11 protein-coding genes are annotated in these 16,175 nt (G+C 42.4%); 9 read left to right on the top strand and 2 right to left on the bottom strand.

Going from position 1 to position 16,175, the window contains the following annotated elements; translation table 11 throughout:
• Positions 1-119 precede the first annotated feature (119 nt).
• The 4 genes from ASU00_RS05760 (at position 120) to ASU00_RS05745 (ending at position 3,926) form a co-directional block, all read left to right on the top strand.
• Positions 120-647 (top strand): HD domain-containing protein, encoded by a 528-nt coding sequence (locus tag ASU00_RS05760; RefSeq protein ID WP_057912482.1) that lies wholly within the window; start codon positions 120-122, stop codon positions 645-647.
• Between the two features lie 194 nt (positions 648-841).
• Positions 842-1,510: a LuxR C-terminal-related transcriptional regulator gene (locus ASU00_RS05755; protein WP_161809699.1), complete on the top strand. Its 669-nt coding sequence runs from the start codon at positions 842-844 to the stop codon at positions 1,508-1,510.
• A 188-nt stretch (positions 1,511-1,698) separates the two neighbouring features.
• Entirely contained in the window at positions 1,699-2,964 is a 1,266-nt protein-coding gene (locus ASU00_RS05750; RefSeq protein ID WP_057912480.1) for a M48 family metallopeptidase, read from the top strand.
• Positions 2,965-3,116: 152 nt separating this feature from the next.
• Positions 3,117-3,926 (top strand): YitT family protein, encoded by an 810-nt coding sequence (locus ASU00_RS05745; protein WP_057912479.1) that lies wholly within the window; start codon positions 3,117-3,119, stop codon positions 3,924-3,926.
• Between the two features lie 60 nt (positions 3,927-3,986).
• Here ASU00_RS05745 and ASU00_RS05740 read toward each other — a convergent pair whose 3' ends face one another.
• Positions 3,987-4,223, bottom strand: coding sequence for an IDEAL domain-containing protein (locus tag ASU00_RS05740; RefSeq protein WP_057912478.1), 237 nt, complete (start codon positions 4,221-4,223; stop codon positions 3,987-3,989).
• Positions 4,224-4,528: 305 nt separating this feature from the next.
• On the opposite strand from ASU00_RS05740, the gene ASU00_RS05735 reads away from it, so the two are divergent.
• Positions 4,529-5,089, top strand: a complete 561-nt coding sequence (locus tag ASU00_RS05735; protein ID WP_057912477.1) for a competence protein ComK — start codon at positions 4,529-4,531, stop codon at positions 5,087-5,089.
• Between the two features lie 1,048 nt (positions 5,090-6,137).
• Here the strand turns inward: ASU00_RS05735 and ASU00_RS05730 are convergent.
• On the bottom strand, positions 6,138-6,509 hold the full coding sequence (locus ASU00_RS05730) for a hypothetical protein (protein WP_057912476.1): 372 nt from the start codon (positions 6,507-6,509) through the stop codon (positions 6,138-6,140).
• Positions 6,510-6,802: 293 nt separating this feature from the next.
• Between ASU00_RS05730 and ASU00_RS05725 the strand changes: the two genes are divergently transcribed.
• From ASU00_RS05725 to addA, 4 genes are all read left to right on the top strand, one after another.
• Complete coding sequence (locus ASU00_RS05725) at positions 6,803-7,417, top strand: TVP38/TMEM64 family protein (RefSeq protein ID WP_057912475.1); 615 nt, start codon at positions 6,803-6,805, stop codon at positions 7,415-7,417.
• Between the two features lie 32 nt (positions 7,418-7,449).
• On the top strand, positions 7,450-8,013 hold the full coding sequence (gene lepB / locus ASU00_RS05720; protein WP_057912474.1) for a signal peptidase I: 564 nt from the start codon (positions 7,450-7,452) through the stop codon (positions 8,011-8,013).
• Between the two features lie 166 nt (positions 8,014-8,179).
• Complete coding sequence (addB, locus tag ASU00_RS05715) at positions 8,180-11,677, top strand: helicase-exonuclease AddAB subunit AddB (RefSeq protein ID WP_057912473.1); 3,498 nt, start codon at positions 8,180-8,182, stop codon at positions 11,675-11,677.
• Positions 11,670-15,392 carry a helicase-exonuclease AddAB subunit AddA gene (gene addA, locus ASU00_RS05710; protein ID WP_057912472.1) on the top strand — a complete coding sequence of 1,241 codons (3,723 nt, stop codon included), beginning with the start codon at positions 11,670-11,672 and terminating at the stop codon, positions 15,390-15,392. Before addB ends, addA begins: the two co-directional genes overlap by 8 nt.
• Positions 15,393-16,175 lie beyond the last annotated feature (783 nt).

Here is a 16,175-nt window from a genome sequence, read left to right as displayed (position 1 = left end):
AACAAAGCGTAATCCGCTGCATAAAATATATATCAAGTAAGCTTTAAGCCTTGATTCTTTATTCTAAAAGAGTTATGATTGACATTAAAAATTTCCACAAAATTGTAAGGAGGGGTTAGATGAGAGACGTAAAGCTGTTAGATGTTTTTACACATCCCATTGCTCAAAAATACTTGAACCGCTCAGGCCTTGCCCATGCGATTGCGGTAGCATACCATTCGTTTCACCTAGCCAACGAATATAACATAGATCCCGATATAGCGGCCAAAGCTGGACTTTTGCATGATATGGGTCATTTCACTTGGTATCGCAATGGAAAATGGGATTATGACCTGTACAAACAAAATGATATCCATCCGATTAAAGGTGCGGAAAGAGCACATAAACTGTTAATTCGCCTAGGAGAAAATCCGATTAAGGCAAAGACGATTTCCCTCGCCATTTTATTTCACACCGATTCATTTTTACCTTCAAATGATATTATCCGGACCCCACTGCAGCAGGTCGTCAAATGGGCAGACGAAAAAGATGAAGAAGAAGGTGGAAAACACCATTACCGCAAAATTGATTTTCCCCGGGCGAAGGAAAGCATCATGAACCTTGATAAACTCATTGATGAAGAACAAAGAAAAAGGCTATCATCCTGATGTCAAACGGGTTGATGGCATTTTTTGCATTCAGGAAACCCTTTTTTACGTGTTCTTACAGTTTGAATTTTGATTTTACATATAATTCACTTATATTGTTATCAAGTGAAATAAGAAGTAAAATATAGTTCAAATGAACTATGTGGTGGAAACATGAAGAAATTTAGCAAATAATGAAAAGAACAGGTGAATATATGAAGTTGATTAAGCTTTTGATAGTTAGTAAGCAAGGGGGGCTTAAGGGATTCATCGAAAATGAGGAAGACATTACGGTCATCGCGGCTACCGAAAGCGAAAGGGAGATCCATAGCCTTGATGTTTCAGCAGCAGTCACGCCTGATGTCATTCTTTTTGATGTCCGGTCATCGTGGACGCAAGGACAGGAAATGATGCTGATGCTAAAGGAAAAGCATCCTGCCATCCCGATAGTCATCCGTACCGCCTATCCAGAGGATCACTATCTCATTGAAGCGATATCCCATGGGGCTGCAGGTTACGTATTACAGAATGGAGGAATCGAACAAGTAGTGGCGGCAATCCGTCAATGCGCCAACGGACAAATCGTCTATCCAGCCTCTGTTAAAGCTTTTTTGATGAGGAAGCTCCAGGAAGGAATGGGGCAAGAGAATGTAGCTTTGGATAAGGTGATAGAAAAGGTGGGATCCTTTTCCAAGCGTGAGTATGAACTACTTGTCCTTCTCACTGAAGGAAAAACGAATCAGCAGATTTCCAAAAAACTATATTTATCCATAGGAACGGTGAAGAATTATATTAGCCGGCTTTATAGAAAAATGAATGTAAGTAATCGCCCGGAACTTTTGGCACTATTGTATAAATTCCAGAATAGGGGCATGAAGGGATGACTGTTCATCATCACTTCTCTTGATCTACTGAAACCTTGCGATAAGCAATGGTCTGTTCGATGCTTGTTAGCTGTAAGCTGCAAATGCCTTGTATAAAGGAGTGGATCATATTAATTGGAAATACGGTTCTAACCTGTCCATTTTGGATTAAACTATTATGAGGGAGATTCGGTTTAAGGAGGGTCATCATGGTTAGAAAATGGGCTGGGAGAGCTATTCTATTATATATCCTTTATGTAGCAGTGATGTATTGGTACATTTTTTATGGGGCAGATACGGCCATTCCAGACGGATTGCGTGGTACTGCAGCAGATCCTGCTACATTCTTGAACGCAAGGGAATTAAAGCTTAGCGAAGAGTATTCACGGTTGAGGAATTTTATTTTCTTCGTTTCTACACCGTATGAATGGCTGTTGTATTTTTTCGTTTTATTATTTGGCATATCCAGGATGTTTGAAAAGTCGGCATTGGCTGTTACAAGAAGAAAAATGATTCAAACGGGCATTTACTTATTCTGGCTATCCATCATTTCATACTTGGCGCTTTTCCCGATAAGCTTCATTGGCTACCGGCTGAGTAAAAGCTACCATATCAGTACACAAAGCTTCACATCATGGATGAAGGATGGAGTCATCGAATTCTGGGTGAATTTCGGAATGATGTTCATCATTGTATCGGTTCTTTATTGGTTAATGAAAAAAAGTGTCAAGAAGTGGTGGCTCTATGCGTGGATGCTGTCGATCCCGTTTACGCTGTTCATGATGTTCGTTCAGCCTGTAGTGATCGATCCTCTGTATAATGAATTTTATCCGCTCAAAAATAAAGAGTTGGAGACGGAAATATTGTCACTTGCCTCACAGGCGCAAATTCCAGCTGAACACGTCTATGAAGTTAATATGGCGGAGAAGACGAATTCCTTGAACGCCTATGTGACAGGGATAGGTTCCAACTCAAGGATCGTTCTCTGGGATACGACCTTGAACAAGCTGAAGGAAGACGAAATCCTTTTTATCATGGCACATGAAATGGCTCATTATGTGGAAAAGCACATCTATATCGGCATTGCCGGTTATTTAGGAATGACCTTGATCGGGCTGTGGCTGACATCGAAAATCATGAATCATATCATTAAGCGCTGGGGCCGGCTGTTAAAGGTGCATTCGGTAGGCAGCATCTCTTCACTGCCATTATTTCTTTTGATTACGGCAATGCTGCTGTTTGCTTCCAGTCCCCTCTCGAATTATGTGTCCAGATACGAAGAAACAAGGGCTGACCGGTATGCCATCGAATTGACTCGGGATAAAGAGTCCGCAATCACTACATTTCAGGAACTCACGAGGTCTGGGTTAAGCCAGGTGAACCCGCCATTTTTAGTGAAATGGCTTCGGTATTCACATCCAACCATGCTCGAGAGGATCTCGACGATTGAAAAGGCAAATACTAAGGGTGATTGACAACCAGCGGAAAAACAGCTGGTTTTTTTCTTTTTTCATATCGGGGGTAGTAGATAGCAGAGGGGATTTATCAGAAAAAACTTTTATTTTATAAATTGTCTTGTTCTCCACTATAATAAATTAAATTGTCAGCTCGTTTAAGGAGATCAGTTATGTATAATGTACTTTTCATCACATTAGGCTCAGTGCTTGTTGCAGTTGCCTATAATTTATTTTTGATACCTCATTTAATTTTGAGCAGCGGACTTAGTGGAATAGCGATCATGCTGGGAATCATTACTCCAGTGAACACAGGAATATTGAATTTTCTGTTGAACCTGCCATTGCTGATTCTAGGATATTTGAAATTGGGAAGGCGGTTCATCACCTATACAATATTGTCAGTTGTCGTAATTTCCGTCAGTTTATATGTGATCCCAATTCATGGAGTATCCACTGAACCGATTTTGTCCTCTTTATTCGGCGGGATCATTTCCGGGTTCGGCATCGGGATCATCTTTCGTGCTTCCGGCTCCTCTGGTGGGTTTGATATCATCGCCATGCTTTTGGCTAAGAAGAGCGACTTCCCACTTGGTTCATTGCTATCTGTGATGAATGCGGTCGTGGTGGTCATTTCAGGCTTCATCTTTGGCTGGGATGCCGCTTTATATACACTGATTTCCATATATGCAGCAGGAAAAGTGATTGATACGATTCATTCCAACCACATTAAATTAACCTTGATGATCGTCACGAAAAAGAGTGATGAGATGAAAACGAAGCTCCTGACCAACTTATATCGCGGGATTACAGTCATGGACGGTGAAGGTGCATACTCCGGAGAAAAGAGTAAAGTGATGATGACAGTCATCACCCGTTACCAATTAACCGATGTCAAAACGATGATAAAAGAAGTGGATCCGAATGCCTTTGTCAATATAACCGAAACTGCCGAAGTCATGGGAATGTTTCATAAGGAATGATTATAAATAGAAAAGCCTCCCAGCATATTGGGAGGCTTTTCATATTATTGAGCACACAATTTAATTTCCAAACTGTTTTAGTAACACGTTCATTTCAGAACTAAGTTTCAGGAATAAAGGTTTGTTTTTCATATCCAACGCTTCATCGATTTGCTTCGCAAGGATATTCTTTTTGGTAGTAAGGACGGCTTCCAGAATAATCATATCAATCAACATTTCCTGAACCACGGCATCGTTTTTCATTTCGCTCATTGATAAGGACTTCACTGACTCTGAATAAGATTTTTCATTTTTCAAAGTTACCACCCCTGACCCTTTTTATTAGTATATGGATTTGTAGAGATAAAATCAACTGAAAATTTAAAAAATTCAAATATTAGTAGGGAATGTGTCGTAAAGATGACGGAATGACCGCTTTTTGAGAGAATTTTTAATTTTATGTGAACTTTATTTATTCGATAATTTATTGTGCTATTATAATGAGGAAATTTACTTATATGGACTAACTATCTTCACTCATTTTACGGTGAATGTGGAGGTACAAGTACCTATGTTGAATATGTCAAATTTTAATGCAATGAGGAAGAGGTGGGTTAACATTGATGCAAAATAACCAAGGATTCATTGAAGAATATGAAATTACGCCCCATACACTTATGGTTGCACCGCTTAACTATGGCAGTAAAATTTATGCCCGTATTGTAGAAATGGAGGACGAGTTCATATCTCCTTTCAAACCTCTGGAAATTATCAAGAAAAGCTGTGAGTTCTTCGGGTCAAGCTATGAAGGTCGTCGGCAGGGGACAAGGCAGCTCATAAACATCACACATAAAGCACCGATCGCAATTGATCCGACCAGTTCAATTTTCTTCTTTCCAACCACATCTCCGCTGCGCCCTTCTTGCATCTGGTTATCACATGAGCATGTGGTTGCCTATGAGCGTCTGGATTCCAAGCATACAACCGTCACATTCCGGAACAAGCAAGCCATCGAATTGGAGGTATCATACAGCTCGTTCGAAAACCAGCTGCACCGGACATCCTTTTTAAAAACGAAACTGCTTCAAAGGATTGAGGAAACCAAGAGAAAGTCTTTTTATTTATTCACCGATGCAAATGGGGACAGGGCTTCAGAGCTGAAGTCAAAGTATATTCCACGTTAAAGGTGGGGAAGTGAATGTGAGGAAAGGATATGCCTAATTCAAAGAGATATGCTAGAGGGCGGCTTAAACGTTGCATCAATTCGCAGTGTATTAAACAGTCTCATAGACTCTAAAATCGAGTTAAAGATTGGTGAACTCACAGTCTTTATCATTGAGTGCGGAGAGAATAGCTGCAAAACTTACTAGTAAAGCAAAAAAAAGATCCTAAATAAATGCTTTTTTTGAAGTAGAACAATAGATAAATCTTCAATTTCGTAGAAAAACAGCAGTTTTGCTATTCTTTTGGCATACCCTATCAATCCATTTATCATAGAGATTATGGTTCGGGGCATTCTATGATTTTTTTAGGGTATGCCACTATTACTCCGCATATTATCTCTAGAAGAAAAGAGTGTGGATCATCTAATAACGTAGGGTTTATAGACGAGGAAGTTCAAGCTTTAAAGCCTGAAAAATTCCTGTGGCATTCTTGGGGTAAAAAAATAAGGCAAATTTCATTGTTACCGGAATGAAAGAAGTTAAGGGAAGTACTCATTTAAAGCGTTAAATTTAAAAGGAGAAAAGGTATGGGAAGTAGGTAAATTATTAGAATCCAATAGAAGCTCATATTCCAACAATATTGGAATTTCCGGAGAGAGGTAAATGCGGATTAGATGGGCGATTTCTCGATACAAGAATTTCGGTTGTACTTTGTTGCCTCAAACGCTTCGAAATTATGTGCTTTCCCTTTCAATTACACTTCAGATTATCACGATTCATTTCATCTTCCTTTAAAATCATTAATAACTTCATGCTTCTAATCTCGTTAAAAATAATTAATAAGATCTATTAATTATTATGTCCAAGCTTCTCTTTCACGCTTCATTGTTAACCCGACAAATGGAGGCAAGTGAGTTATATTGAATTTGATCAAAAAAATGAACCCCTTTTCCTTATGACAGGTAAGATAAGGGGGGATAATTTCTTCCTTACAATCAAGGTCGCATCTTGATGGGCTCTAGACTTCATCATCAACCATCAAACATGTATGGAGGATGTCTGTAACCGGCTAATTCCTTGAACGGTGACTTCTTTCGAAAAAGTAATAACATAGCAGGTCTTCGGTTTTGTTGCGAAGGCGTGGATTGAAATAATTGTGATGCTCTTCGTATCCTTTATATAAAAAACAGTACATCGTGAAGGATTCATCGCGTTTGATTTCACTTACCTTAATATTTTCCTTGCGCAAATAGCGACGAACCTCGGCAAAATCGTTCTGAACGACTTTTAGGGTATGTTCGACTAATTCTGAATAGGGCCTTCTTAATTTAAACGGACTGTTTTCGATGACTTTGAGATCCCGGTTTAAGACTGTAATCACCATTGGAAGGTAGATGGCTTTTTCAATCATATTCCGGTCATCCTCTGGAATGCGGGTCATCATGACCGCCCCTTTCTAATAAAGCACGTTTTACTATAAATATGTAATCTATATAAGAAACAGAACGTTTGTTCTTGTTTAATTATCCTAATGTATTTTCTATCGATATGCAAGATGTTTTGATAAATGGTGAAATTTTTGTTAACAAGATTATGTTTTCCTGAGATAGGGAAAGTATGAAGATATATGGATAATAATTCTTGCATTTTCAGAGGAAAGTGATATATCTAAAATAAACAGCTTTTTAATAAGTTTATGCTGCTTTGACGGCAGCATGTCGAGGGAGATATTTTATGGACTTGGAGACATTACGTGAGTGGTTTACACTTGAAAATATATCAGGGCTTATACAGCAATATCGCTCATTCGGACCAATTCCAGGAATCTTACTGCCGATGCTGGAAGCGTTATTGCCCTTTTTACCATTAGTGGTGTTCGTATTGGCCAATGCAACCGCTTTTGGTCTCTGGTGGGGATTTTTATTTTCTTGGATTGGTGCGGTAGCGGGATCATTTTTGATCTTTTTAGTCATTAGAAGGTATGGTCAATTGAGGTTTTTTCGATTTTTGCAAAAACATAAGCAGGTTCAGCGATTAATGGTTTGGGTGGAAAGTCATGGATTCGGCCCTTTGTTCATCCTGCTTTGCTTCCCTTTTACCCCTTCAGCCATCGTGAATATTGTGGCTGGACTTTCAAAAGTCAGTCCGTTGCAATATGGACTGGCAGTCGTAGGCGGGAAAGCGGTGATGATATTCACGATTAGCTTCGTAGGCTACGATTTAGTATCCTTAATACATAAACCTATACGCACAATCATTATCGGGATCGTCATATTCGTCTTATGGTATGTAGGGAAAAGACTGGAGGTCCGATTAAATAAAAGCATGAAGAGAGAAGAAGGACAATAAGTTAGAATATAAATGTAGTAGGGGTTGACGAGATGGGAAAAACAAACAAGAATTCTTTATCCGATTGGATAAAAGCAGCCATGATAGCTTTTGTTATTTACATCTTGATCCGTACATTTTTCTTTTCAAGCTATGATGTGGAAGGGAAGTCGATGCAACCGACCCTTGAAGATGGCAACAAACTGGTCGTGAATAAGATCAATTACCAGATTCATGATATTCACCGGTTTGACATTATTGTTTTTCATGCGAATTCACAAGAAGATTATGTTAAACGAGTTATCGGGACTGCAGGTGACCGCATCCGTTACAAGGATGATTGGCTTTACGTAAATGGCAAGAAAGTGGATGAGCCTTATCTTGAGAAATGGAAAGAAGGATTCCCGGAGGAGGATTTTACAGGTGATTTCACTTTAAAGGAATTGACGGACGTGACCACCGTTCCGGAGGGGAAGCTTTTTGTTATGGGGGACAATCGCCTTGAAAGTGCGGATAGCCGTCACTTTGGTTTTATACCAGTGGAAAATGTCGTCGGTAAGGTGGATGTTCGATATTGGCCGATCAAAGAATTCAATTATAGATTTATAGGCGAATGAGTGCCAAAGCCCGGAAATTTTAAGGGCTTTTTCTTTTGGGGAAAACACGAACGTACGATTGGTGTTTTAAGCTGGAAAACGGTAAAATGATTGAAAGGAAATCAATAGACAAGCGTATTTCTGGTATGATAGATCTAGATAATATGTTATATAAGGGGGAAAAGAGATGTCACTCCGTTTTTTACTGGGAAGATCGGGTGCAGGGAAGACGTCGAATATATTGGACGAAATTCGTTCCAAATTGGCAGAAGATCCCGGAGGCAATCCCATCATCTATCTCGTTCCTGATCAGATGACGTTTCTATCTGAATATAAATTAATTAAAACGCCAGGACTTGCCGGAATGATCCGGACACAGGTTTTCAGTTTTAGCAGGCTGGCTTGGCGCGTTCTTCAGGAAACTGGGGGAATGAGCCGACTGCATCTGGACAGCGTTGGTGTTAATATGTTGATCCGGAAAATAATGGATGATAAAAAAGATGAGCTGAAGATGTTTCGTCGATCTGCCGATAAACAGGGATTCGTTGCTCAGATGGAATTAATGCTGGCTGAGTTCAAGCAGTATTGCATCCAACCGGATGACATTCAAAGCTATTTGACTGATACATCACAGTCCGGCAGCGGAATTCAGGATAAACTGCATGACCTTGAGTTGGTCTATCAGGCTTTTGAGGATGAAATGGTCGGCAAATATCTGGATTCGGAAGACTATTTCACTTTATTGATCGAGAAAATGGCCGAGTCTTCATATATAAGGAATGCGGAGATCTACATTGATGGCTTTTATAGCTTAACGCCACAGGAATTATTGATTGTCGAAGAAATGATGAAGCTGTGCAAGAATGTGACGGTTTCTTTGACCTTGGATCGTCCCTACAAGCAATATGCCCCGGATGATTTGCAATTGTTCAGACAGACGGGAAACTTGTATCATCAGCTGTATCAAGCTGGATTGAGAAATGATATACCAATTTCAGAGGATCGCATTTTAAAAGGAACGGAAAGGTTTGTAACGAGTCCGGGGCTTGCTCATCTGGAAACTTATTTTGCGATTCGCCCTGTAAGGACGTTTGATCACTCACCTGATGTAACGATTGCCCAGGCTGTTAATCGCAGGGCAGAAATTGAAGGTGTGGCCCGGGATATCTTGACGCTTGTGAGGCAGAAGGGGCACCGGTTCCGTGATATTGCAATTTTAGTTCGGAACGGGGAAGCGTATGCCGATATTTTACAAACCGTTTTTCGGGATTATCAAATTCCTTTGTTCGTCGATTCAAAACGGACGATGCTGAATCATCCTTTAGTTGAACTGATTCGATCCACTTTGGAGATCATTAATGGCTATTGGCGTTATGAGCCGGTATTTCGCGCCATCAAGACGGAACTGCTCTTTCCGCTGCAAAGAAATCATGACAGGATGCGCGAGCAGGTGGATAAGCTGGAGAACTATGTGCTGTCCCGTGGCATCAAGGGGAGCAGGTGGACGTCCAAAGATCGTTGGACGTACAGGCGCTTCCGTGGTCTGGAACTGGAGGATCGGAACCAAACGGATAAGGAAATGAAGCTTGAGCAAGAGTTGAATGAGCTGAAGCAATTATTTACCGAGCCTATCCTGAAGCTCTCAAAACGAGTTAAAAAGGCTGATAATGGCAGGGAATTATGTGAGGCCCTTTATTTATATCTTGAAGAATTGCATGTACCGGAAAAATTGGAAAAGCAAAAACAGGAGGCCGAAGAAGCTGGCGATTTGGTATCGGCTAGAGAGCATGAACAAACATGGAATGCGGTTGTCGATCTATTGGATCAATTCGTTGAGCTTTTAAGCGGGGAGCAGCTTTCCATGAAACAGTTCGCCGTAATTATTGAAGCTGGTCTGGAGTCGCTTGAGTTTTCTTTAGTGCCACCGGCCATTGACCAAGTCCTTGTCGCTAATCTCGATTTATCACGTCTTGACGATGTAAAAACGGCTTTTGTTATCGGCCTGAATGAAGGGGTGCTGCCAGGAAAGGCTGTATCTGAGGGAGTTTTTTCCGATAGTGATCGTGAGGTTCTTTTGTCTGGTGGACTTAACGTCGCCCCAAGCTCCAAGGTTCGACTACTTGATGAGGAGTTTACCGCTTATAAAGCCTTCACTACACCGGCACAGTCCCTTTATTTATCATATCCGCTTGCCGATGAGGAAGGAAAGGCGCTGTTGCCATCCTCTTACTTAAAGCGGGTAAGAGATGTGCTGCCTAACGTTTCCGATGTGCATTACATGAATGACCCATCCGATCTGCCTGCTGAGGAACAGCTGAAATATGCCACGAATCATGATGTGGCCCTCTCATACCTGGCTGCCCAATTACAGCTCAAAAAAAGGAACTATCCCATCCATTCGCTATGGTGGGATGTATATAATGTCATTATAGAGGATGAATTGGTCGGATCTTTTGCAACTAAGGTGTTATCAAGCCTTTTTTACCAGAACAAAACGAAGAAATTATCCGAGGAAACGAGTAAGCAATTATATGGCGAAAGTATCCTTACAAGTGTATCGCGGATGGAAATGTTCAATAGCTGCCCGTTTTCCCATTATGCCGCTCATGGGTTGAAATTGAGGGAAAGGCAAGTTTTCCGTTTGGATGCACCGGATATCGGCGAGATGTTCCATGGAGCGTTGAAAATGATTTCGGATTACTTGAAGGAGCATGATATTCCTTGGTCTGCATTGACGAACGAACAATGCTTGGAACTTGCCAGGATTGCGGTTGAAAGACTCGCCCCCAAATTGCAAAACCAAATTTTGTTAAGTACGAACCGGCATCACTATTTACGCAGGAAATTGGAGCACGTGATCGGACGTGCCTCGATGGTATTAAGCGAGCATGCTAAGGTGAGCGGTTTTGCACCGATTGGTTTGGAGCTTGGGTTCGGTAAAAATGGAGAACTGCCGCCACTTACTTTCACATTGAAAAACGGGACGAAGATGGAATTGATCGGACGGATAGACCGTGTGGATAAAGCGGAAGAAGGGGAAGGGGTCTATTTGCGTGTGCTCGATTATAAATCGAGTGAAAAGGAACTGAACATGAGTGAAGTATATTATGGACTTGCCCTGCAAATGCTGACATACCTTGATATCGTCGTTACTCATTCGAATTCGCTTATCGGCAAGGAAGCGATTCCGGCCGGCGTTTTGTATTTTCATGTGCATAATCCGGTTGTCAAATCAAAAGGAATGCTCAGCTTGGATAAAATTGACGAAGAAATATATAAAAGCTTTAAAATGAATGGCCTTGTGCTGGATCATTCGAATGTCATCCAGATGATGGATCAAACGCTTGATCCTGAAAGTTCAGGGAAGTCGGATATCATCCCGGCAGGATTCAAAAAGGACGGATCGCTCCTTGCCGCTTCCAAAGTTGCCAGCAGGGAAGAATTTTCATTGCTGAATCGCCATGTACGCCGCGTATATCAGGAGGCTGGTGATCGAATGGTTGATGGTGACGTGAATATAACCCCATATAAATTAAAGGAAAAAACGCCATGTACCTTCTGCTCCTTTAAATCGGTATGCCAATTCGACCAGTCTCTGGAGGAAAATCAATTTAGGAATTTAGCACAAAAGAAACAAAATGATGTACTCGAACTATTGAGAGGGGAGGGAGAGAGCGATGAGTAAAACGAACATACCTGCTCTCCCAGGAGATGTGACTTGGACCGAAGATCAATGGAAGGCGATATGGGCCAAGGATCAGGACATTTTGGTTGCGGCCGCCGCCGGTTCCGGAAAAACGGCAGTGCTGGTCAACCGGATCATTCAAAAAGTGATATCGGAAGAAGAACCGATCGATGTGGATGAACTGCTTGTCGTAACATTCACGAATGCTTCCGCTGCCGAGATGCGTCATAGAGTAGGGGAGGCATTGGAAAAAGCGATTTCCGATAATCCGCAGTCACAGCATCTGCGTAAGCAGCTGAGCTTGATTAATCGGGCCTCCATATCCACACTTCATTCCTTTTGTTTAGAGGTGATCCGGAAGTATTATTACATGACGGATATCGACCCGGCTTTCAGGATTGCCGATTCTACAGAAGTCCAGCTGCTTCGAGATGAAGTAATGGAAGAGCTTTTCGAGGAGCAGTACGGACAAAGTGATAATGAAGCGTTCTTTCAATTGGTTGATGCATTCACGAGCGATCGAAACGATGATGCACTTCAGGATATCGTTCGATCACTGCACGATTTTTCGCAATCGAACCCCAATCCCGATCAATGGCTCGATGGCGCTGCCAGCATGTATGAGCTGGCTGATGATGAGGGGATTGATGACCTTTCGTTCATTGCTTCATTGAAATTCGATATAGGTTTACAGTTGGACACTGCAAGGGATCTATTGGAGCGGTCGCTCGCGCTGACAAAGGTGCCAGGGGGACCGGCGCCAAGGGCTGAGAACTATTTAGCTGATCTTTCGATGGTTGCCAACCTTGGGGAAGTCAAAGAGCAATCCTGGGATGCGCTTTACGAAGAAATTCAAAAAGTGAAATTTGAAACGGCAAAACGCTGCACTGGTGCAGATTTCATCAAGGAAATATCGGATGAGGCCACCAAATATCGTGATAAGGCGAAGAAAATCATAAAAGCGTTGCAGGAAGAGTTATTTTCGCGTAAGCCGGAAAGCTACCTGCGTGATATAAGGGAGCTCAAGGGATATGTCGATACACTCATCATGATTGTTAAACAGTTTGACGTGCGTTTCTTCGCGGCCAAAGCAGAGAAGAACTTGGTCGATTTCGCTGATTTGGAGCATTATTGCCTGCAAATATTGACTGGTGATACCGTGGCTGGTGAGCGAAAACCATCGGCGGCTGCGATCGAATACCGAAACCAGTTCAAAGAGGTGCTTGTCGATGAGTATCAGGATACGAATTTGGTTCAGGAATCAATTTTAAAACTGGTGACGGCCGATGGTGAATATAATGGGAATCTTTTCATGGTGGGTGATGTCAAACAGTCCATTTACCGGTTCAGGCTTGCCGAACCGAATCTCTTCCTTGGAAAGTATAACCGCTTTACTCGTGAGGGGATTGAAACTGGACTGAAAATTGATTTAAACCGCAATTTCCGGAGCCGGAAGGAAGTTCTTGATGGAACGAATTTCTTGTTTCAACAGTTGATGGGCATCACAGTCGGTGAGATAGAGTATGATGAGGATGCTCAATTGAAGAAAGGAGCGCCATATCCCGAAGATGTCCCAAACCCGATTGAACTCCATTTAATTGATGGGGCAGCCGATCCAAATGCTGATGCGGACACGGAGGAAGGGTTTGAGGCAGAGGAGCTTGAAAAAGCGCAGCTCGAAGCAAGGCAGATGGCCAAGCTCATCAAGAAGGCCATAAGCGAAAAGCATCCGATATATGATACGAAAACCAAACAGTACCGATCGGCCACTTATCGTGATATGGTCATCCTGCTTCGTTCAATGCCATGGGCACCGCAAATCATGGAGGAATTTAAAAAGCAGGGGATTCCGGTTTATGCCAACTTATCGACAGGGTATTTCGAAGCGACAGAAGTCGCGATCATGATTTCCCTATTAAAGGTGATAGATAATCCGCAACAGGATATTCCCTTGGCATCCGTTCTTCGTTCTCCCATCGTCGGGTTGGATGAAGAAGAAATGTCACAGGTACGTTTATTCCATACCGGGAGCTATTACGAAGCATTAGCCGATTTTTACAGAAAGAGTGATCCGGAGGAATATCCAGGGCTTTATGAAAAAACTTCGGCTTTTTATAAAAAACTGGTCAACTGGAGGAAGCTTGCCAGACAGGAAGCTTTGTCAGATTTAATCTGGCTATTGTACCGAGAAACCCAGTTCTACGATTTTGCAGGAGGGATGCCTGGTGGCAAACAGCGTCAGGCCAATTTAAGGGCGTTATATGACAGGGCGAGGCAATATGAAGCAAGCTCCTTTCGCGGATTGTTCCGTTTCCTGCGTTTCATCGAAAGGATGCAGGAGCGCGGAGATGATTTAGGGGCAGCTCGGGCGTTAGGGGAACAGGAAGATGTGGTCCGCCTAATGACGATTCACTCTTCAAAGGGCTTGGAATTCCCGATCGTGTTTATTGCCGGTCTTTCCAAGCAATTCAATATGATGGACTTACGCAAACCGTATTTACTTGATAAGGATTATGGATTCGCTGCAAAGTATGTAAATGCGGAATTACGGATTACTTATCCTTCCTTACCTCAGTTGGCATTTAAGAAAAAGAAGCAGCTTGAATTAATTGCCGAGGAGATGCGGGTCCTCTACGTGGCCCTTACAAGAGCTAAGGAAAAGCTTTATTTAATTGCCAGCATCAGTGATGCGGAAAAAACTCAGCAAAACTGGGCAAGCAATGCAGCACATGGAGAATGGCTATTGAAGGACTATGTACGGGCAGGTGCAAAAAGCTATCTTGATTGGATCGGCCCTGCGTTTATTCGTCATCGCGATTCGCTTGTGGAAGGTCAAGGATTTGAAATGGAGTCGCATCCATCGAACTGGTCGATAACGATCGTTTCAAGTGAAGAGCTTGCCGTTCTGGATGAGGAAGATGCACTTGTACAGGAGCAATTACTCGAGCATGTCCAAAAATCGGAGAAGGTCGCGATGGCTTCCGAGTTTTACGATGAAATCAAAGGACAGCTCGAATGGGAATATCCGGAGCATGAGGCGTCCGTGCATCGTTCCAAGCAATCCGTTTCTGAGCTGAAGCGTCAACACGAACTTAGGGATGAGGCTGGATCCACGGAATTGTTGCGGAAATTTAAGCGTCCCATCACGAAGCGCCCAACCTTCATGCAGGAAAAATCACTTACGCCTGCTGAAAGGGGTACGATTACCCATCTAGTCATGCAGCATATCGATCTATGTAAAGAGATCACCATTCCATCCATTCAAAAACTGATGCTTGACTTGATTCAACGCGAGTTGTTGACGGAGGAACAAAAAGAAGCTGTGGACCCCGGGGCAATCGTCGATTTCTTTGACAGTGAAATCGGACAAAGAATGCAAAAGTCCAGTAACATTCGCCGGGAAGTGCCATTCACGATGTCGTTACCGGCAAAAGAAGCATACAGCGATTGGGCAACTGGCGAAGAAGAAATCCTTATCCAAGGTGTAATTGATTGTATCTTTGAGGATGAACAAGGTCTTGTGCTTCTCGATTATAAAACGGATACAATTACCGGTAGATTTGCCAGTGGGTTTGAAGGAGCTAAAGACATCCTTGCCGACCGGTACCGGATGCAGCTCGAGCTTTATACAAGGGCTGTCGAAGGGATATTGAATAAAAAAGTAACCAGCCGCTACTTGTTTTTCTTTGACGGATCGCATTTATTGGAAGTGTAAGCGAGAAGAAGGAACAGTCGAGCAAGTATGCAGGGAAATTAGGAAAACTTTGAAAGCCTAGCTGGAATAAAGTGTAGCCATTGGGCATTCAAAAAAAGCTGGACTACCCGAAGGAAATGCTGTCTGTATTTTACAGGCGGCATTTTTTTTCATTGTTCTGGCTATTGTCACAGTGGACTCCTTGATCCGAATGAACACATGCATCTTTCACGAAATGCGAATGATTATGTTTTAATTGATGTGGCTTATGTGAGGCAATATCCAAAGTGAATTTATCGCTCTTAAGATAAATTTCGTATGGTCAACAGAATTATAAGTGCGTTCCAATGCAGAATGGACTGAGCGCCTGCAATGAAAAGCAACAGTCTAAGTTCAAATTCTCCAATTGTGGGCATTGACAATACCAAATTAATTTTCTCGTACGGTGGAGCGGAACCGTCAAATACACCAACGAAATCTGTAGGCAANTAGAATCTAACTTTTGTATTCACACTGAGTGGAAAGAAACGGAAGGCAGCGAGACTCCTGCGGGAAATGTGCGTCTACGTGAAACCCCGCAGGCAGAAACGTCGAGGAGGCTCACGGACCGCCTCTGGATAAGGGAGCGGCTGCATGCAGTGGAAAGGGCTTAGTACAACTCTAGAAAACTATGGGCGATGAAAGTCTAGCTTCATTTTCACTNCTGAGTGGAAAGAAACGGAAGGCAGCGAGACTCCTGCGGGAAATGCGTGTCTACGTGAGACCCCGCAGGCGCAAGCGCCTGCAGTGCAATGAAACGGTCAT

Origin of the sequence: Peribacillus muralis, assembly GCF_001439925.1 — a bacterium.
Taxonomy (GTDB): Bacteria; Bacillota; Bacilli; order Bacillales; family DSM-1321; genus Peribacillus; species Peribacillus muralis.
The sequence above is the reverse complement of the archived record's forward strand: the minus strand, read 5'-3'. Positions and strand labels throughout refer to the sequence as shown.